Origin of the sequence: Candidatus Thiodiazotropha endoloripes, from assembly GCF_001708965.1 — a bacterium.
GTDB classification, from domain to species: Bacteria; Pseudomonadota; Gammaproteobacteria; order Chromatiales; family Chromatiaceae; genus Thiodiazotropha; species Thiodiazotropha endoloripes.
The window spans coordinates 1,053,748-1,072,453 of sequence record NZ_LVJW01000006.1 but is presented as its reverse complement, the minus strand read 5'-3'; the positions used below and the strand labels follow the sequence as shown (position 1 = coordinate 1,072,453).

The window sequence follows — 18,706 nt, the reverse complement described above, 5'->3', positions numbered from 1 at the left end:
GTTAGTTTTTCTATGGTTGGACCCGATTCGTTAGGAGTGATCGGACATCACTAATGCTTTTTAAGGATGAAATTATGAAAAAGCTCATGTTACGCTCAATCGCACTGATGGCGATTCTGATGACCACCTCAATTGGAATTCAGGCAGCCTCCTATGATGCAGGTGTTTTTGCCGCTCAAGGTGATAGCTACGCCACACCTCAACCTATTGGTAATTTTCTCGACTCTTATAGTCTGACAATCGACGTGCCTTCATTGGAGTTGAATATTTCAGGAACCCATGAAGGTATGTTTCAGGATGATCTGCTGTTAACCAATCTGACAACCAATGAGCAGTTTCATTTAGGAAATATGTTTTCGGAGACCTTCATATTGAGTGCAGGGGATTATATTTTTACCCTGTCCGGATTTGCATTGAATGCACTCGATCCCAAGATAGGGTCCGACTACGATTTAACCATGAGTGCTGTACCGCTTCCGGCTGCTGGCTGGCTGTTTGCAGCTGCTCTGATCGGCTTTGTCTCATACAGTCGTAGAGTTAACGTATAAAAGATGACGGTTGATACATTGCCAATGGAGTGATAATGGTTCTTTCTGAGAGCGCAATGTTTCAGTTGAACTGAGTTATGCCGGCCTTGATTTTCAGGCCGGTTTTTATTTGCCTGGTTTGCTGTATTGATTGCTTATGGTTGGGATGTGCCTTAGGTTGTCAGGCTTTATCAGTGTTTGTAGGTCCTGAGCAGACATGGGGCGATGATAGTAGTAGCCCTGAATGGTGTTGCATCCGTTTGCTTGTAGCCAATCGACCTGCTCCTTCTTCTCCACACCTTCACCGACGGTTTTGATGTCCAGGTTTTTGGCGAGGGAGATGATTGAGTTGACGACTGCTATGGTTCTGCGGTCATTAGGTAGTTTATTGATGAATGATTTATCGATCTTGATGGTGTCGATGGGAAGTTCACTAATATAGCTGAGTGAAGAGAATCCGGTTCCAAAGTCGTCGATCGCAATCTCGAAACCAGCGCGTTTGAGTGCATTCAGAATTGGTAGATTGCTGCCATCTTTACTGACCAGAACGTGCTCGGTGAATTCCAGTTGTATGCGGTAGGGGTCTATATCGTATTCGATAAGCGTGTTCTCAAGTCGGTTGATGAACGTTTTGTCGGCAAGTTCATTGCCAGAGACATTAATCGATACGTTGATGCTGTTGTTCCAAGATTTTATTTGACGACAGACTTCGGTAAATACCCAGTTGCCAACTTCAGAGATTAAGCCGGATTGCTCGGCAATGGGGATGAAGCGTCCAGGTGGAATCGGACCGCGTTGTGGGTGATTCCAGCGAAGTAAAGCTTCGCAATTGGTGATGCGGTTGGTTTCAATATCGATGAACGGCTGATAGACAATCTCCAGATTGGAGTCAATGATGGCGCTTCGTAGTGCGCTTTCAAGTTCAAGGTAGTCCTTCATGTCCCGATGCATATCGGAAGTGAAAAAGCGGTAGCTGTTTTTACCGCTATGTTTTGCAGCATACATCGCCGTATCGGCGTTTTTAATCAACTCTTTCTCATCATTGCCATGCTGCGGAAACTGCACTATGCCGATACTTGTGGTGATTCGCAATTCTCTTTTGTTGCAGAGTATGGGAGTCGAGAAGCTGGCGAGGATGGAGTCTGCAATGGTTGCAAGCTTTTCTGTTTCGGTTACATTCTTGAGGATGACCGTGAACTCGTCGCCACCAAGCCTGCAAACTATATCATCGGATCGAAGTGAATCCTGCAGTTTCCAGGCGGCTTCATTGAGTACGTGATCTCCCACCTCATGGCCGAGTGAATCATTGATCAGTTTGAAATTATCGAGATCGAGAAAGAATACCGCGAGTGAAGTATCGGAAAGGGTTGCATCCTTGACATTGGCTGTCAGTGCATCCATGAAATAGCGTCTGTTCGGCAGTTTTGTCAGTTTATCGATATAAGCAAGGGTTTCAAGTTCCTGCTCGAGCTGTTTGCGTTGAGTGATGTCGCTCAAGACTACAAAAAAACTGCTCTCCTCAGGGTTTGCACTATCGAACCTTTCAATGCGTAATGTCAGATGAATTGGTGGATTACTGAACTTAGAGATGGTGATGTCGGTAGACCAGTTGAGTTGCTTGACATGTTCAAACCCTAAAGAGATTTCATGTTGTTTGCGTTTGTCGATACCAAGGTTGTGAAACAGTTCCTGCAGTGTCATACCTTGATAGGTGTCGATATTCTGTCCAGTAATTTTGGCAAAGGCGTTATTGATAAAAGAAATTTGGTGTGACTTGTCAAATATAGCAATGGCGTCATCGGTATCTTCAACCAGTCTTGCCAATTGTTCGACACGATTGGTTTTTGTCTCCAGGTTCAGCGCCATGTTGTTCAGGGTGGTTGCAAGCAGGCTTATTTCACCAATCGCTTCAGTGGGGGCGCGTGCGGATAGATCGCCATTGGAGAGTAAGCTCGCAGTCTGGCGTAATTTTGACAGTTGGGATGAGAGTTTGATTGAAACGCCATGTAGGATTAGAAGTGATATGGCCAGTAGTACAAAACTATATAGAATGACATTGCGAAAATAGCTCAGCATCAGTGAATTATATTCGCTGTCGGAAATGCCGATTTCGATATCTCCCCACAAGAGTCCTGAAATCACTAAAGGTTTGTTGAATAAAAAGGCATCCGTGATCACGGTTTCAGGTATTTCGGTATAGTGTTTTAGGCTATATCGTTGCTCGCTTGGCAGTTTTACTTGGATTTGGTCTTTTTCAACTGTCTCAACCCTCCAACCTGACTGGCTGATATTGAGCCTCATGCCGTCACTTGATATGAAGTTGACAAAAGTGACTTCAGGGGTCTCTTTCAAGACCTTTTTCGTGTAGTTGATAACAAAGCTGTAGTCCGCTGTGTAGAGTGCTTCGCCGCAAGCGGCAATGGTTGTGTTGGTAAATGTGCTGCCCTGTGCAGCGAGCATACGTGAAAGTTTATCATTGTAGATGGGTATCAGAGCAAAGGAGAATGCCAGACTGATACACAAAAGAATGATCGCCATACGTATGTAGAGATGCCTGAAAATCGTATTTCTGATTTTCACTGGGAAAGCCCGTTTAGTTTGTTATAACGATTTTGTAGTGATTTAACCTCCTTGAAACTCTCTTCCGTAACCCTGTGTATGCGTTCGATTCCAAAAGTCTCGAATACATTGATCAGTCTTTTGCTTGGTTGATCTGTCAGAATGTGGGGTTCAAAATTATCAATTCGATGTTGTGGAAAATCGTGCCGCAAACCTACAGCCTGGTGAATCATGGGTTCTGAAGAGGCCAGTACTTCAATTTTGTTCTTGATCTGAGGATTCAGTGTCTGACTGGTTTCAAAGGTAAACTTCGGCACAACCGCAGCATCCACCTTGCCAAAGTAGAGATCGATAATTGATGTGTTGTCACCCTTGACGATATGGATCTCTTTGAAAAATTGATCGCTTAGCGGAAGTTGTTGCTGCAACAGTTCCACATCAAGAAACAGCTTTCCTACCTGGTGGCTTGCACCCATACTGAGGGTTTTCTCTTTCAGTTGTCTGAGACTGGTAAGGTTGTCGTCATGGCGTACCAATAGCAGGTAGTTTTGTTTGAGCTTGTCACCAAACTGAACTGAATATCGTGCACTATCGTGTATCAACGAATCCAACTCGATGAAGTGTAGAGAGCCGGTGAGAATTCCTTGTAACTCTCCTCGTCTGAATCTGTCGAACAGTAGATTTTGATCCTTATAGATTTTCAGTGAGAAGCTTTCATTTGCTTCAGCAAGCAGCTCGTTGAAGATTACCTGGAATGCAATCTCCGCATCGGTTATTGAGCGATCGTTCAGCGCACCAATAGTGCCGCCAAGCTTTATTGGCGAAGGCTTCTCGGTCGCACTTAAGTCGGGCGATGCGGTCAGTAAGCAGGTCAGTAAAATAAGAAGTAGCAGGTTAATCAACAACCCGCTCCTTATTTGTGGCTGGTGGCACCATGTCTGGCGTGATTTTGAAACTCTGATCCGCAAATTCGATGGTGGTTTGCTGATCCCGATGCTGAAAACCAGGATTGTGATTCACGCCCGGCCAATAACTCGATGCCGTCTCTGCAATCGGGATCAGGGTGTAGGCATCCACTGGTGAATTGCCGTGAGCGGGCAGTAGCCGGAAGATCGGAGGAGTGAGGGTCAGTCCATTGAGCAGAGATGGAACTCGAGAGAAGCCGTTTGGCACTCTATCCAGGAAGAATCGAACCAGCATCATTATTCCCATGCGCGAGGCTTGTTTTTTAGCTTAATTATAGCTTGTTCAATTAATCCTCCATAACTATCTCATTGCCATACGCAATGTGTTTTCCAACAACCGCTATAAAAGTAACAGCATAATGACTGTTTGATGGAAATCTCAAATCGAATCATTCATGGGTTGCCCGGGATTTGCCCTAATAAGTCACTCGGTTTGGTGGGGTTTTATGGAAAGCTATTGATGGAAGCTATCGTGCTAATTGGGGCTGTTGATTGTATCAATGAGCAACCAATGGCTATGCTAGATAGAGTAGAACGTTGCGGCAAACTAACGACTGCATGCCATGGTCTATAGAGTGAATCTTAGATTGCCGCTTGGCAACCCATGATCTATTTGAGGATTTGTTTTTGGATGAGTCTATGAGTGAAGTCAAACAGGCTGAAAACAGCAAGAAGGCTATGCATCCAGTGTCGAGAGCCTGGATGCAGATAGCCGGCTGGGGCCTGTTCATACTTGGCGCTGTCGGTATTGTACTTCCCCTGTTACCTACCACTATATTCTGGATAGGTGCAGTCTGGTGCTGGTCCCGAAGTGCGCCTCATCTGACGAAGCGCATTCTGGCGCATCCCCGGTTTGGTCAGCCGGTCTATCTTTTTATCACTTATGGAGAGATCTCCCGCATGGGCAAATGGATGGCGGTGCTGGGCATGAGCCTCGGTTTTGCCATCTTTCAGTTGGTCGGCGGTCCGGGTTGGCAGCTCTCACTGGCGGTGCTGCTGCTTCTGACCCTGGTTGCAATCTGGCTCTGGCAGCGCCCGGAGCCGACCCTTTCCCGTCAAGGTTAAACCTGAACCCACGGATTCAGGTTAAAAATAGCCATCCGTCAGGGTGAGCATGAAATTGACCAGATCCGCTCGCTCCTGATCGCTGAGATTCAAGCCTTCGAAGGTCCCTGCATTCATCTCTGCAGCGATATTCGGATCATTCACTTCCGGGGTGATGAACAGATTGGCCACTTGAATATCGTAGTGCAGGACTACCTCTTCCAGTGTCTCATAGACCCCATTGTGCATATAGGGGGCGGTTAACTCGACATTGCGCAGTGTCGGGACTCTGAATTTACCCCGTTCGGCCGCCTCATCACCGCGCTCGATGGCGCTGCTGGCGCCCAAGCCTTGATCGACAAAACTGCTGTCTAGAATGTTGGCGGGATTTTGTGGATTACTCGGTGTGCCGATGTTGTAGTAGCGGAAATTGGTGAACAGGGACTCCTCGGAGGTTGTGCCGAGGGGGTGGCAGTTGGCGCATTTGGCTTTCGTGGCATCCTGGAACAGATCAAAGCCACGCTGTTCCGACGTCGTGAAGGTGTAGTCCCCATTCAGATAGGCATCGAATTTTGAACTGAAGGGATTGACCTCGTCGGATGACTCAAAAGCCGCTATTGCCGTGGCGATGTTGTGATAGGCCGTATCCGTATCGCTGAAGGCGTCTTCACCGAAGAGTGCGGTGAACTCATGGGCATAGTCGGAATTCTGTACCTTGCCGACCACTTCTTCAGCAGAAGCGTTATTCATTTCCAGGGGATTCAGGAATGGTCCTTTGGCCTGGGTTACCAGGTCGAGAGCCCGGCCGTCGAGAAATTGCCCTCCCTCATATTTTGAATCGGTTTCCTGAGTCTGCGCTGCCGCCGCAACGGTAGTGAATGAGGGCGTAAAGGCGGCATAGGCAGCCGTTGGCGCATTGCGATCTCCAAAGGTCCCACCCACGGAGCCTTCAGAGACAGGAGCGTCAACGGTCACCCTCGGGTCGGCAAAGCCACTATCCGGATCATGACAACTGGCACAGGCCTGGTTGCTACCGCTTGAGAGGTTGGTATCAAAGAAGAGCTTTCTGCCCAGCGCCTCCATGGTGACCTGACTGTTCTGGTTGGTATTGCTGTCCGTGTCGCTGCTGTCTCCACCTCCGCCACCACCACAGGCCGTGATCGCTACAGTCAGACATAGTGCGCCCAAGCTTTCCATTCTTGTCATGGATCCACCTCGAATCGGGATTAATCTCTGGATTAGGTGGATAGATGTAATGGGGCTTGAGCGTTTAGGATTTGATTTTGATCAAGAGTTGCCGGTTAATTCGCATAACCATAACAATAATGCGGGATTGATCACATACAATAGTCATTTAGCGACTAAAAATTATCAGGGTTAATCAAACCAAACCATCGATTCACCGCACTTTTCGATCCAGCCATGGATCATCTTTTTAGTCGTCAGGCCACGATTGCATTGGCCGTATTTATCGACCACGATCACGCCACCTCTGCCCTGGGCCTTAGGTGTGAAAGAGTCGATGCCGGCTGCTGTGGCCTGCGCGCCATCCATCTTTTTCATCAGTATCAAATCCGAGATTGTTTTACCAATCAGGGTGCGCATGAAACCTTCGCCATAACCGGTTGCAGAAACCGCACAGGTTTCATTGTCCGCATAGGCACCCGTGCCGACGATCGGTGAATCTCCAACCCGTCCCATGGATTTATTGACCATACCGTCGGTGAAGTGGCGGCTGCCAGATTTCCAGCGAGATCCCTGGCAACGGTTTCAATGGTGCCAAGTTTCTGCGCTGCGTTTTCTGTCTCCGCATCATCGTGATCGAGCACGACTTTGTCTTTCAGTCGCGCCTGTTCCAGCTGTGCCACCCGCTCCGCTGTGTAGAAATAGCTGTCTGGGGTCTGTTCGATGCCGCATTGGTCTGCAAAACGCAGATCACCCTCTGCAATCAGCATGACATGTTCACTTTTCGACATCACATGGCGGGCGAGTTGAATCGGGTTGGCGATATTCTGCACGGCAGCTACTGCGCCGGCAGAGAGGTCCCGGCCATCCATGATCGCAGCATCCATCTCGGCCTTGCCGTGTTCATTCAGTACCGATCCACAGCCGGCATCGAAGAGTGGGTCATCTTCCGGTAGCGATGCACAGCTCTCGACGGTTTGCAGGGCGGACCCACCCAATTCAAGCAGGTCCCGGCCATGCTCCAGAATACGGCGGATACTCTGACGATACCGGCTTGCGGTTCTAGGCTCTTTGAGACACTCCAGTGTTCCCGCGCCGCCATGTATCATTAACGAATAGTGACCATGCTCGGCCATCTGTTATCCCTGGTTGGATCGGTTGTCTAATCATATAGTCTATTTCATAGACCGAGATCCGAGGTTTTTGCAAAGGTTATTGGCTCGCTTGGAAATCTGCCTCTACAACTCGAGGAGTGGGGTCTGAGATGGATATACGGGCTTTGTCCTGTAGCCTGTCGATGGATCTTTTCGCTTGATGGTTGGGAATCAATAGTGCGGCGGCGGTGGCTCGGCTTCTGAAGATTGTAGCGGTGATGGCTCCAGTGCTTTCAGCTTCTCTTTCAGCGCTTCAAGCGCCACTGTTAAGCCGTCAATTTTTTCCTGCTGCTGGGCTAGGGTTTCACTCAGGGAGTGGATTGCCTCGTCCTGAAAGGCAATTCGACTCTCCAGTTCTACAATGTGCTCATCCATTTCAGACCCGTTTGCTATCTTGGGTAGCGGTCATCAAGATTTGCCGGACACAGCACATTACGCATGATGCCGATCAGTTCGAGCAACTGGTGGTTGCGGATCCGGTAGTAGATCCGGTTCGCCTCTTTGCGGGAGACGACGATATTCTTGTTGCGCAACTGTTCCAGGTGTTGGGATATATTGCTCTGCGAGGTGCCGGTGCGTTCCACAATCTCCCCGACAGAGAGTTCGTTTTCCCCGAGTGAACAGAGTATTTTCCATCTTAATGGATGTGCCATGGCCTTGAGCGCATTAGCTGTCAGCGAAGTGTCTTCCTGTTCGGAAGGGCGAGGATCAAGCGGCTCGTTCATTTTTACACTCCTTGGGAAGCGGAACTGGTTATATCAATTTCACGCACATAACCGGTCATGTCTTTGGCAATACATATTATATGCTGGATTTCGTCGTTGCTGTTTTTGACCGCCGTGCGGGAAAACAGAATCGGTACGCGTCGTCCGTCCTTGGCGATAAATCTGGCCTCGATGCGGCTCAATGCACCGGTGCGGATCAGGGCTTCAAGCCAGGTGCCGAAAAAAGCCCCGGCCTGCTCCTCTTCCTCCTCTTCGAAGACGTCGCCAATCGAGAGTTGCAATAGATCAGCCTCATTGTAATCGAGCATCCTGCAGGCGGCCGGATTGGCTGATTCGATCTCACCCTGCGGATTGAGTACCAGCAGGGCTTCACCCATGTGGGTGATGATGTTCTCCAGGTGCTGTTTGGCAGAGGCGAGTTCCTCAGTTCGTTCAGCGACTTTCTGTTCGAGAATCTTGTTCAGCTCCCGCTCTTTTTCGATCAGACGGAAGTAGGTACTGATCTTGTTCAGCAGCTGATTGTCATCGATCGGTTTGAGCAGATAGTCGACACCGCCGACTTCATAGCCTTTCTGCTGAAACTCTTCTGTTTTGAACGCAGCGGTAAGAAATATGATGGGAATATGCTTGGTCTTTTGGCGGATTTTCAGCATCGATGCGGTTTGAAAGCCGTCCATCTCAGGCATCTGTACATCAAGTATGATGAGATCGATCGCTGGATCCTTGATGGCTATATCGAGTGCCTGCTGACCGGAGGTTGCTTCCAGTATCTCCACATCCATATAACGCTGCACCAGGGTACGAAGCGTAAACAGGTTATGTTCGTGGTCATCCACGATGAGCAGTTTGAAACCTGAGTATCTTTTCATGCTGAACAACAAGTCGCTGTGTTTATATTTGCCATTGCCAGGTCATGCTTGCCGTGTGGTGCTCTGATTGAGATGGCTGCTGTGGGCTACCCCAGATAGGTACTGAAGACCAATTTGAGGTGTTCCGTATCCACGGGTTTCGCAAGTATCTCGTTGGCACCGGCATCCAGGCTTTTACTGCGGTCTTGTGCCGCATTCTTGGCGCTGAGAACGATGATACCCAATTCAGTCAGTCCCATCTTCTCACGGATATGTCTGATCGTATCATAGCCGTCCAGTTCAGGCATCATGATGTCCATCAGAATCAGGCTGAAATCCTGATCTTCATTGAGCGTTTCAATCGCCTCCTGGCCATCTCCGGCAGCCACTACCTCGAATCCCCAGGCCTCCAGTTGCGGGGTCAGCGCCAGCAGACTCTGCAGATCGTCGTCGACCACCAGGATACGGTGGCCGGTGAATTGGGCGGTTGCTCTATCCGCGATTGGCTCTGCAATGGGAGTCGGTTTCGACCTGCGCACCAGATCCGTCTCTTGGTTGGCTTCGTAGTGCTCGACTTGAGAGCTGGGGTGCGCTGCGTAATCGAATGCCGTTGGCAGGCAGAGGGTGAATCTGGAGCCTTGGCCTTCTTCGCTCTGCAGGGTGATCTCTGCGCCCAAAAGTCTTGCCAGTTCCCGACTGATACTCAAGCCCAGTCCACTGCCACCATACTGTCTGTTGGTGGAACCGTCGGCCTGTTTGAATGCTTCAAAGATCAGCTCCTGTTTGTCGCTGGCGATGCCGATGCCGCTATCCTCCACCGTCAGGCAGATGGGTTGCTGGTCCGGGTCCTGACTGAGCCGGGCGCTCAGGGTGGCACCGCCGGTTTGGGTGAATTTCAAGGCGTTGGAGAGAAAATTCTTCAGAATCTGCCGCACTTTTTCCTGGTCAGAGAGGAAGGTCTCGGGCAGTTGATCATCGATCTCCAGCTTGAGAAAGAGGCCATGAGCATCAAACTGGGGCTTTACCAGATCGATCAGGTCATCCAGCAGTGCACGCAGGGAGATCTGCTGCACAGTGAAGCTGGCGCGTCCGGCTTCGATTCTGGAAAGGTCGAGGATATTGTCGATCAGTGTGCGTAGATCCTGGCCCGCCTCATGGATCACCTGTAGCTGTTTCTGTTGCTCCTTGCTCAGCTGTTGATTGGTCTCGTTGAGCATCTTGGAGAGTAGCAGGATTGAGTTGAGCGGGGTTCTCAGTTCATGACTCACATTGGCAAGAAACTGTGATTTGTAACGATTCGACTCCTCCAGTTGTTGAGCATGTTGTCGCTGCTGTCGGGCCTGCTGGGCATGGGTTTCCGCGAGTTCCGTCAGTTGCTGGCCCAGCTGTTTGATCTCACTGGAGCCGCGCCAATCGAAGCGCACCGCATCGTCCTGCCTGAGCACCCGCTCCATACCGTCTCTGAGTCGCTCGCCAAACTGCTCTCCACGCAACGCAATCCAACGTGCCACCAGGAGGAGTATGACCAGTGCAACCAGCACGATGGTCATCACTCTGGCGACCAGCACATTGCGGAATTTATCCAGCGGAGAGGGATCCACAGGACGTCCGACCCAGAGGGGGCCTGAACCCTCCGTGGTGAAGAGTGGCACCCAGATAACCTGTCGGCCCCGGCCCTCCCACAGAGTCAGGTTGCCCTCTTCGAACAGGCTTTGCAGGCCACTGAAGTCTTCAAACGCCTGAGCCTTGTCGATTCCCCTGAGGCGTTGTTCAAGGTAGTTGCCGTCATTGGTTACCCACAAGGTGTTGCGGTAGGCCCTTGCCATGCCTCCCACATCGATATTGATCACCACCGCACCGAGCGTGGTCACGCGATCATTACTGTCAGGACCGAGAATCGGGCTGATCATACGCAAGGTCATGAAGCGGCGGGGGTCGAGATGGGCGACATTGGGGTTGAGACTGATCTTACTTGCCGCGACCCGGCCAAACTCCTGATTGACATTGCTCTTGAAGAAGGTCTCCGAGGGCATGTCGGGTTTTTTGATGGTCGGTTCCCATTGGCGGGTGCGATGGTTCAGTTCCAACCAGTAACGGGGATTGCCCCGCAGGTCGAGAAACAGAATCTGAAAGATGTCCTGGTGATCCTGCAGGATCCGGTTGATCCACTCGGTGTAGCGCACCCGTGCCACGTCGATCTTGCCGTTATCCCCATCCTGCTGCTGTCCGAGGATCAGGCCGGGCTCCGGCAGTTTGGCCAGCAGGCGCAGCATTTCGTTTCGACTGGCAAGATGTTCATCCAGGTCGCGAAAGTCAGCTCTGAGATTCTGCAGATAGGCTTTATGGTAAAAGAACTCAAGCCGTTCGAGTACAAACGGCAGATTGGTGAGCACCATGGCGGTCAAAGGTGCAAAACCGAACAGAAACAGGACAATCAGGATCTTGGTTCGGAGTTTCACTGGCTATCAACCGCCTTGCTGCTTGAACCCAACGGGTACTTTATAGCTTTAGGTTTAGGTGATTTCCCTAATTAGGTCAATTACTTGTGCGGCGTGGCCTTTGGGTTTTATATCATAAAGTGCGTGCGTGATGATGCCCTGTTTATCGATAATGAAGGTGGAACGCAGTATTCCCATGCGTTTTTCACCGTTTTTCTCCTTCTCCCGCCAGACGTCGTAGGCCTTGCACACTTCACCCTCGGTATCTGCCAGAAGCTGGACCGTTAGGCCGTGCTTGTCACGAAAGGCAGCATGACTGACACAGTTATCCCGGCTGATTCCGATCACCTGAGTGTCAAGTTCGGTAAACTCATCCGTTAAATCAGATAATTCAACAGCCTCAATGGTGCAGCCTGTGGTGTCATCCTTGGGATAGAAGTAGATCACCAGATTCTGCTCTCCGAGAAATTGACCGGAGCGGATGATATGCATGTCCGAATCGGGTAACTCAAAGGATGGCGCTTGATCTCCAGGGTTGAGCATTGTGTCTCCTAGGTACTTGTTCTAATTGTGTTTTTTGGTCATTTTGTAGCCATGAAATGAAACCTTTAGTGCCATTTTGCAGATTGGCGACCCAGGTGGTTTAAGGTCACAGCTGTCACTACGCAAGATAGATGACTTGAATGAGTTCGGTCAACCATCCATTGCGCTATTTTTTTGTTTGGATTTTCCCTCACGTCGTGCTTGGTTGCTTTGCCGGAATTGAGTTCCAAGAGTAGGAATATGATCTGATTGGTTGCATAATGTAACTACCATATTTGAGATCTCTTCTGCCATGGATACCGGAATATGAAACTTGTCCTCTGGTGACGGCATCATTATCAGTGGCTGGTTGCCTCTCAAGCAGGAAAGCAAAGAAACAACATGAAGGCCAAATAGATATGTACGATGATTTTTACAAACTGGAGGGTAAACCCTTCCAGCTGACTCCGGATCACAAGTTTTTCTTCAACAGTAAGGGACATAACCGTGCCATGGCCTACTTACGCTATGGCCTGGAGCAGGGTGAGGGTTTCATCGTCATTACCGGAGGAATCGGAACTGGCAAGACGACCCTGGTACGCAATCTGTTCGATGAGCTGAGTAGCATGAATGTCATGGCGGCTCAATTGGTTACGACTCAGGTTGACCCGGAAGATATGTTGAGGATGGTGTGCGCCTCTTTCGGTCTGGCCCACGAAGGTCTCAACAAAGCAACCCTGCTGCACAATCTCGAAGCTATCGCCCGTGCCCGTCATGCAGAGGGCAAGCAGATGCTGCTGGTGGTGGATGAGGCGCAGAACCTGCCAGCCAGGTCTGTTGAAGAGCTGCGTATGCTGTCCAATTTCCAGGTCAACAACCGGGCCTTGGTGCAGACATTTCTACTCGGTCAGGAGGAGTTTAAGCGAACCCTGCAGAGTCCGGGGATGGAACAGGTCCGGCAGCGGATTATCGCCTCCTATCATCTGGATCCGCTGAGTGTGGAAGAGACTGAAAAGTATATCCTGCATCGTCTGCAACTGGTTGGCTGGCAGCAGGACCCCATCTTCGCTGACGGGGTGTTCAAGATGATTTTTGAATTCACCGGCGGTGTGCCCCGGCGTATCAATGCGATGTGTGACCGACTGATGCTGTTCGGTTGTCTGGAAGAGATGCATGAGCTGAATAAAGATGCTGTGCTCTCTGTGATCGAGGAGCTGGAGCAGGAGGTCAGCTTCAATCCGCCGGTTGATGAGAAGCAGCAGGGGCCCCAGCTGGCATCGGTATCACCACTGCATCCCGGCGCGGCAGGTAACAATAATCAGGCGGTCGCGCCACAGCAGGCTGCTCAGCCAATGGCCGATGCGGAAGAGCTCATCTATCGTATTCAGGATTTGGAGAAGGAGATCAGTACCCTGAAGAAGACCCAGCGAAATGAACAGAAGTTGCTGCGCAAGGCGATACTGCTGCAGATGGACCTGGATGAGTATGACGATATCGATTGAGACCGATTGAAGCGGTGCCCGATGGGTTTATTCCCAGTCTCCGTGAGTCGCGCTTCTGCCTCGCACCGTCAGGCACTTCAAGCGACTTCTGATGACGGTTTGCAAGGATTCCCTGGTCGCAAAGGAGTGCCTTTATCTCTGTCGAGGTGTTGGATCGTGCCGGATCAGTCGAGCGCCGGACCGATGATGGCCTCAACCGTCTCAAACCCTCGTGCCTCCAGAGCTTCGGCGATCTCCTCCCAACCATAGTCGGCATTGCTCTCCTCCGCATGGGCGATGATGCCTGTGGCAAATCGATAGGCTTCATTGCGATCCAGGTCGTGGGGTACCTTGATCAGGCGAATCTGCTCTGGTCTTGAGCTTGGCAATACCATATAGGTCTCATTCATCAGTATGCTGCCTCATATTCTGCGGGATGATGCTATTCGGTTCCGTCCTACTATACCCCAAATGACCGCTCCGATACGAATCAAGACCAGGCTGTTTTTACACTTGGCAAATGACATGGTAAGCCATTGAAATCAATGGCCTAGTGCAGTATGGGCCTGGATTCCGACAGGGGATGGTTTTCAATGATTGGCGGATACTTCAACCAGTTGTTTATAGTGGTTTGAAGAGAGCAGTTCAGTGATCACCAGCGGCGGCTGGGGTCTGGAGAATAGATGGCCCTGGCCTTCGTCACAGCCGATCTCACAGAGAAAGTGAAGCTGTCTGTGGTTTTCCACACCCTCCGCCAGTATATTCAATCCCAGGCTTTTGCCCATCGCAATCACCGTACAGATAATGCTGCGGTCCTGTTCATCATGCTCAATATTCTGGATGAATGACTGGTCGATCTTCAGGGTTGTGACCGGCAGGCGTTTGAGGCGATAGAGTGAGGAGACGCCAGTGCCGAAATCATCGATCGAGAGGGTGAACCCGAGGTCCACCAGTTGATCCCAGAAAGGGTCGTCGAAGGGCTTCTCCAGCAGACCGCTTTCAGCAATTTCAAGTTCGATTTTGTGTGGGCTGACGCCGCTCATTTCAACGGTGCGACAGATCTGATCGTAGGCGTCACTGCTGTTGAAGGTGTGGGTGTCGATATTGATTGCCATGCGGCCAGGGTTCAGGCCCTGATCCAGCCAGGAGTGCATCTGACTGCAGGCTTCATTGATCACCCAGTGGGTGATCTCCCGCATCACTCCCGCATCGTGGGCAACACTGAGGAACTCACCTGCGGACAACAGCCCACGCTGCGGATGTTGCCAGTAGAGCAGGGCTTCGAAGCCGGCCGTCTCACCTGAGTAGAGGTCGACCTTGGGTTGATAACGCAGCAGAAATTCGTCATTCATCAGCGCGGTATGGAGGTCGATTTCGAGTTTGAAACGATTTTCCTCTTTTTTCGCCATCGCCTTGGTGAAGTAGTGATAGCCGTTTCGTCCCTCACGTTTGGCCATATACATGGCTGTATCAGCATTTTTTAACAGGGTGGTGGTGTCATTGCCGTCATCCGGATAGATGGCGATGCCGATGCTGGTGGTGATATGCAGCGTGTGAGGTTCCAGATTGATCGGCTGGCTCAGCAGACTGATGATTTTTCGAGCGACTCTGGCCGGCGCGTCATCCTGGTGAATGTCTTCCAACAAGACGATGAACTCATCACCGCCGAGACGTGCCACCTCATCATTGTTGCGCACTGCCTGGTTGAGTCGCTCGGCGCTTATCTGCAGAACCTTGTCACCCATGTCATGGCCCAGGGTGTCATTGATTTTTTTGAAACGATCCAGGTCGAGATAGAGCAGGGCGCATTGGGTATGACGGCGTTCGGTGTGTGCCAAGGCATGATCGAACATCTCCAGGAAGGCGGCACGATTATGCAACTGGGTAAGTGGATCGGTATAGGCCAGATTGTGCAACGCCATCTCATGTTGGCGCTTCTCCGTCACATCACTGAAAGTTGCCACATAGGAGCTGACACTGCCCGCTTTTCCCAGAACGCTGGTGATGCGCAACAACTCCGGATAGATCTGCCCGTTTTTGCGGCGATTCCAGATCTCTCCTTCCCAATGGCCATCAAGAATGAGTCGGTCCCACATCTCCTCATAAAAAAGGTCATCATGCTGGCCTGACTTGAGGATGTTGGGCCGCTTGCCGAGAACCTCCTCTTCCTGGTAACCCGTGATCAGGCTGAACGCTTTATTGACGGCTTCGATGTTTGCATCGGCATCAGTGACCATTACCCCTTCCGCCAGAGAGTTCAAGGCGATATCGCTGCGGTATTGTCTGCGCTTGGTTTCATGTTCCCGGGTAATGTCGCGAAACAGCACCACAGATCCGGTTAGGCTACCGTTTGTCCAGGTCGGCGAGCAGACGATGCTGGTGCGGATGGTTCTGCCGTCGTGGCATTTGAAGTGCAACTCTTCACTGTTACAGTGATCGCCGCTGAGATTGTGCTGCAGAATCACGCAGGGTTGATTCGCCAGCGATTTGCCTTGCTCATTGCAATGGAACAGCTGATGGGCATTCTGCCCAAGCAGCTGATGCTTTTTATACTTTAGAATGGCACAGGCTTTGGGATTGACGTAGTTGATGTTGCCTTTGGTGTCGGTTACGTACATCCCCTCCGCCATATGATCGGAAATTGTCTGCAGTCGTTTGTTGGTCTGTAACCAATGATTGAAGGCGTAGAGTGCGAGGGATGTGAGTATGATGCCGATCAAAAAAAGGGTCAGGTGTTTGCTGCGGAGGTTGCGCAGTTCAGTAACGGCGGAGTAACTGAGAATATAGCCATTAGCCATCTGCCGGTTGTCCCAAAGCGCCTGCAGGCTGACGATGAAACACTCATCGGCTTTAATGCAGACCTCCTCGGTGAAGTCCTGATTCTGATCCAGTGCAAGATGGAGTGACGCGTTCGTCTCCAGCTGAGCCTCGATTTTGTTCAGTGAGCGGAGCTGGTCATGATTCTGCCTTGTCACTTCGAGCAGCAGACTGGGATTGATTCTTGTTGTCCGATAGCGTGGATACAGCTGGGGATTGGTTACCGTTTCATACAGATCCTGTTTTAAAACCAGCAGGAAATGGGTGTCACGCATAGTACTCAATTGGTTGAGAGTTTTGCGAATCGCTTCGAAGGCGACTCCGAAATCGATGATCCCCACCATCCGATCCTGATGTATGATCGGAAAGGCGAATCTGTGGCTTGGATTGGCTGGATCATATTCGAGCATTCCGCCCTGGGGGAATCCATTCAATACCCCCTGCAACATCGGACGATGCTCAATAACCTTGTCACCAAATTTCCCGGGTTGATCGAAGCGTAGAAAGACCCGACCGTCTGGGAGTATGAATTGCAGGCCATGGATACCCTCTTGCTGCAGGTGTTTATAGCTTGTGATGAAGCGCTGAAAGAGACGGCTGCGTAACTCGCTCTGTTGTTTGTCGTCGCTGCTTGCCGCCGCCAGCAGGGACGCTGTCGGTGGCTGATTGAACCGATCTCTATAGAAAACTTCGATAATCCGCCGATAGCTTTTCAGAGCGGTGGTAACGGCTGTCTGACGGGTTGCCTCGGCCCGCTCAAGCTGATGATCGATCTCCCGCCAATAGTCAAAAAGCAGCAGACTGGCCTCCGCACCAATCAGGAAGATCAAGGCCGCTATGAATTTAACGGAATTCAATCTGCCTCTCCTGGTAAACGCCAATAGACGCCGGCTGCCGGTCAGTGAAAAAGCAGTAGAGTGCCGCAATCAATAAGCGGAAGGTATGGGTCCGTTGCGTTCGATATTCGATGTGAGATCTGCTGATCGTAGGCTTTCGATCCACCCACGACTGATGCAGAATGACTGGTATGAGTTCCAACACGAGAGTCCTCTTCTCTTTCCTTTTGGATATCTATTTATTGACCGGTCAGTAGGCCTTCCATAAATCCTTTATATTAATGTAGGTTATCATCTGTAGTCACTGCCGTGTTATCTGGCTCATGGCCAACACTTTTTTATACCCGTTTCGGGGATTTTCAACTGAGTGGCAATCATCCCCCCCTCCGCTTGAGGGGATCTGAATGAGTGTTGCCACTCAACCTGCAGGCTGAATCAGAACTGGTCCTCGGCAACGCCTAAACTGCCAGGTGCTGCCACGCCATTGGTATCTGAGAGTCTGATCTTCAGTGACAGGTTGTTGCGGGAGTCTGCATGTGCCAAAGCCTCTTCCAGAGTGATTTTACCCTCCTGGTAGAGTTTGTAGAGGGATTGATCGAAGGTCTGCATACCCCGTTCGTTCCCCTGTTCCATCACCTCTTTGATGGTATGGATGTCGCCTTTCTGGATCAGTTCGGAGATATAGGAGGTCAACAACAGTATCTCAACGGCAGGCAGTCGTTGGCCATTTTTGCCTTTCACCAGTCGTTGTGAAACGACCGCTCTCAGATTAAGCGAAAGATCCATGTAGAGCTGCTGGTGGGCGGAGTCCGGGAAGAAGTTGATGATTCGGTCCAGTGCCTGGTTGGCATTGTTGGCGTGCAGGGTTGAGAGACAGAGGTGTCCTGTTTCTGCATAGGCAATGGCATGCTGCATGGTGAACATTTCCCGGATTTCACCAATTTGAATCACATCCGGCGCCTCACGCATGGCATTCTTCAGTGCATTCTCATAGGAGAGGGTATCGAGTCCGACTTCCCGCTGGTCGACAACCGACTTTTTGTGGGTGTAGAGATACTCAATCGGATCCTCGATGGTCAGAATATGGCCGGTGCGGTTCTGGTTGCGATGTTCAATCATCGCCGCGAGGGTGGTCGATTTACCCGATCCGGTGGCGCCAACGACCAGGATCAGTCCCCGGGGCTCCATAATGAGATCCTTCAGAATGATCGGCAGATTGAGTTTTTCAACTGGAGGAATAACGCCTTTGATGTAGCGAATGACCATCGCTGCATCGCCTCGCTGGCGATAGACATTGACCCGGAATCGACCCAGTGCATTGACCGAAATGGCAAGATTGCACTCATAAGTGGCCTCGAACTCCTTGATCTGATCATCACTCATGATGCCATAGGCGAGTTTTCTCACCTGACCTGACTGGAGTGGGGCCGTGCCTACCGGTCGTGTCTCACCCTCTGCCTTCAGATTGGGCGGGGCGCCTGTACTGAAAAATAGGTCTGATCCATTTTTTTGCACCATCAGTTTCAGATAGGGCACGATATCCATACAGTTCTCCTCCTGAGCGGATGGACATGTACACTTGTCCTTCGCTGGAATTGTTAAGTA

The 18,706-nt window shown here is 50.6% G+C and carries 15 protein-coding genes and 1 pseudogene; 3 read left to right on the top strand and 13 right to left on the bottom strand.

The window, feature by feature from the left end:
- Positions 1-53: 53 nt before the first annotated feature.
- The gene (locus A3193_RS15495; protein WP_141694794.1) at positions 54-548 is read left to right on the top strand and encodes a VPLPA-CTERM sorting domain-containing protein; all 495 of its coding nucleotides are present in this window, start codon (positions 54-56) and stop codon (positions 546-548) included.
- A 105-nt stretch (positions 549-653) separates the two neighbouring features.
- Here A3193_RS15495 and A3193_RS15490 read toward each other — a convergent pair whose 3' ends face one another.
- Genes A3193_RS15490 through A3193_RS20665 form a run of 3 tightly spaced genes read right to left on the bottom strand, consistent with a single transcriptional unit; the run spans position 654 to position 4,289 of the window.
- A complete protein-coding gene (locus A3193_RS15490) occupies positions 654-3,107 on the bottom strand; it encodes a putative bifunctional diguanylate cyclase/phosphodiesterase (RefSeq protein WP_141694793.1) in 2,454 nt (817 codons plus the stop codon).
- Complete coding sequence (locus tag A3193_RS15485; RefSeq protein ID WP_069015236.1) at positions 3,104-3,988, bottom strand: phosphate/phosphite/phosphonate ABC transporter substrate-binding protein; 885 nt, start codon at positions 3,986-3,988, stop codon at positions 3,104-3,106. Before A3193_RS15485 ends, A3193_RS15490 begins: the two co-directional genes overlap by 4 nt.
- Positions 3,981-4,289 carry a hypothetical protein gene (locus A3193_RS20665; protein WP_162273752.1) on the bottom strand — a complete coding sequence of 103 codons (309 nt, stop codon included), beginning with the start codon at positions 4,287-4,289 and terminating at the stop codon, positions 3,981-3,983. The genes A3193_RS15485 and A3193_RS20665 overlap by 8 nt, the downstream gene beginning before the upstream one ends.
- 401 nt (positions 4,290-4,690) lie before the next feature.
- Between A3193_RS20665 and A3193_RS15475 the strand changes: the two genes are divergently transcribed.
- The gene (locus A3193_RS15475; protein ID WP_083218801.1) at positions 4,691-5,116 is read left to right on the top strand and encodes a YbaN family protein; all 426 of its coding nucleotides are present in this window, start codon (positions 4,691-4,693) and stop codon (positions 5,114-5,116) included.
- Between the two features lie 21 nt (positions 5,117-5,137).
- Here A3193_RS15475 and A3193_RS15470 read toward each other — a convergent pair whose 3' ends face one another.
- From A3193_RS15470 to A3193_RS15440, 7 genes and pseudogenes are all read right to left on the bottom strand, one after another.
- Positions 5,138-6,301, bottom strand: a complete 1,164-nt coding sequence (locus A3193_RS15470) for a cytochrome-c peroxidase (protein ID WP_069015234.1) — start codon at positions 6,299-6,301, stop codon at positions 5,138-5,140.
- Between the two features lie 171 nt (positions 6,302-6,472).
- A pseudogene (locus A3193_RS15465) lies at positions 6,473-7,389 on the bottom strand (isoaspartyl peptidase/L-asparaginase family protein).
- A gap of 216 nt (positions 7,390-7,605) precedes the next feature.
- Positions 7,606-7,809: a SlyX family protein gene (locus tag A3193_RS15460; protein WP_069003346.1), complete on the bottom strand. Its 204-nt coding sequence runs from the start codon at positions 7,807-7,809 to the stop codon at positions 7,606-7,608.
- 14 nt (positions 7,810-7,823) lie between these two features.
- Positions 7,824-8,159: an ArsR/SmtB family transcription factor gene (locus tag A3193_RS15455; protein WP_069003347.1), complete on the bottom strand. Its 336-nt coding sequence runs from the start codon at positions 8,157-8,159 to the stop codon at positions 7,824-7,826.
- A 2-nt stretch (positions 8,160-8,161) separates the two neighbouring features.
- Positions 8,162-9,028: a response regulator gene (locus A3193_RS15450; RefSeq protein WP_069003351.1), complete on the bottom strand. Its 867-nt coding sequence runs from the start codon at positions 9,026-9,028 to the stop codon at positions 8,162-8,164.
- A gap of 86 nt (positions 9,029-9,114) precedes the next feature.
- Positions 9,115-11,466, bottom strand: a complete 2,352-nt coding sequence (locus tag A3193_RS15445; protein ID WP_069003353.1) for an ATP-binding response regulator — start codon at positions 11,464-11,466, stop codon at positions 9,115-9,117.
- A 54-nt stretch (positions 11,467-11,520) separates the two neighbouring features.
- On the bottom strand, positions 11,521-11,988 hold the full coding sequence (locus A3193_RS15440) for a peroxiredoxin (protein ID WP_069003355.1): 468 nt from the start codon (positions 11,986-11,988) through the stop codon (positions 11,521-11,523).
- A gap of 398 nt (positions 11,989-12,386) precedes the next feature.
- On the opposite strand from A3193_RS15440, the gene A3193_RS15435 reads away from it, so the two are divergent.
- Positions 12,387-13,469 (top strand): XrtA/PEP-CTERM system-associated ATPase, encoded by a 1,083-nt coding sequence (locus tag A3193_RS15435; RefSeq protein WP_069003356.1) that lies wholly within the window; start codon positions 12,387-12,389, stop codon positions 13,467-13,469.
- 164 nt (positions 13,470-13,633) lie between these two features.
- On the opposite strand, the gene A3193_RS15430 is transcribed toward A3193_RS15435, so the two are convergent.
- The 3 genes from A3193_RS15430 to A3193_RS15420 form a co-directional block, all read right to left on the bottom strand.
- Positions 13,634-13,858 (bottom strand): hypothetical protein, encoded by a 225-nt coding sequence (locus tag A3193_RS15430; protein ID WP_069003358.1) that lies wholly within the window; start codon positions 13,856-13,858, stop codon positions 13,634-13,636.
- Between the two features lie 180 nt (positions 13,859-14,038).
- Positions 14,039-17,122, bottom strand: a complete 3,084-nt coding sequence (locus A3193_RS15425; RefSeq protein WP_069015233.1) for an EAL domain-containing protein — start codon at positions 17,120-17,122, stop codon at positions 14,039-14,041.
- A gap of 414 nt (positions 17,123-17,536) precedes the next feature.
- Positions 17,537-18,646, bottom strand: a complete 1,110-nt coding sequence (locus A3193_RS15420; RefSeq protein ID WP_069003361.1) for a PilT/PilU family type 4a pilus ATPase — start codon at positions 18,644-18,646, stop codon at positions 17,537-17,539.
- Between the last annotated feature and the right edge of the window lie 60 nt (positions 18,647-18,706).

Excerpts from the sequence above, each read along its gene's own strand:
- A3193_RS15420 (WP_069003361.1), bottom strand. The coding sequence starts at position 18,646 with ATGGATATCGTGCCCTATCTGAAACTGATGGTGCAAAAAAATGGATCA.
- A3193_RS15470 (WP_069015234.1), bottom strand. The coding sequence starts at position 6,301 with ATGACAAGAATGGAAAGCTTGGGCGCACTATGTCTGACTGTAGCGATC.
- A3193_RS15475 (WP_083218801.1), top strand. The coding sequence starts at position 4,691 with ATGAGTGAAGTCAAACAGGCTGAAAACAGCAAGAAGGCTATGCATCCA.
- A3193_RS15440 (WP_069003355.1), bottom strand. The coding sequence starts at position 11,988 with ATGCTCAACCCTGGAGATCAAGCGCCATCCTTTGAGTTACCCGATTCG.
- A3193_RS15430 (WP_069003358.1), bottom strand. The coding sequence starts at position 13,858 with ATGAATGAGACCTATATGGTATTGCCAAGCTCAAGACCAGAGCAGATT.
- A3193_RS15435 (WP_069003356.1), top strand. The coding sequence starts at position 12,387 with ATGTACGATGATTTTTACAAACTGGAGGGTAAACCCTTCCAGCTGACT.
- A3193_RS15450 (WP_069003351.1), bottom strand. The coding sequence starts at position 9,028 with ATGAAAAGATACTCAGGTTTCAAACTGCTCATCGTGGATGACCACGAA.
- A3193_RS15495 (WP_141694794.1), top strand. The coding sequence starts at position 54 with ATGCTTTTTAAGGATGAAATTATGAAAAAGCTCATGTTACGCTCAATC.
- A3193_RS15455 (WP_069003347.1), bottom strand. The coding sequence starts at position 8,159 with ATGAACGAGCCGCTTGATCCTCGCCCTTCCGAACAGGAAGACACTTCG.
- A3193_RS15460 (WP_069003346.1), bottom strand. The coding sequence starts at position 7,809 with ATGGATGAGCACATTGTAGAACTGGAGAGTCGAATTGCCTTTCAGGAC.
- A3193_RS20665 (WP_162273752.1), bottom strand. The coding sequence starts at position 4,289 with ATGATGCTGGTTCGATTCTTCCTGGATAGAGTGCCAAACGGCTTCTCT.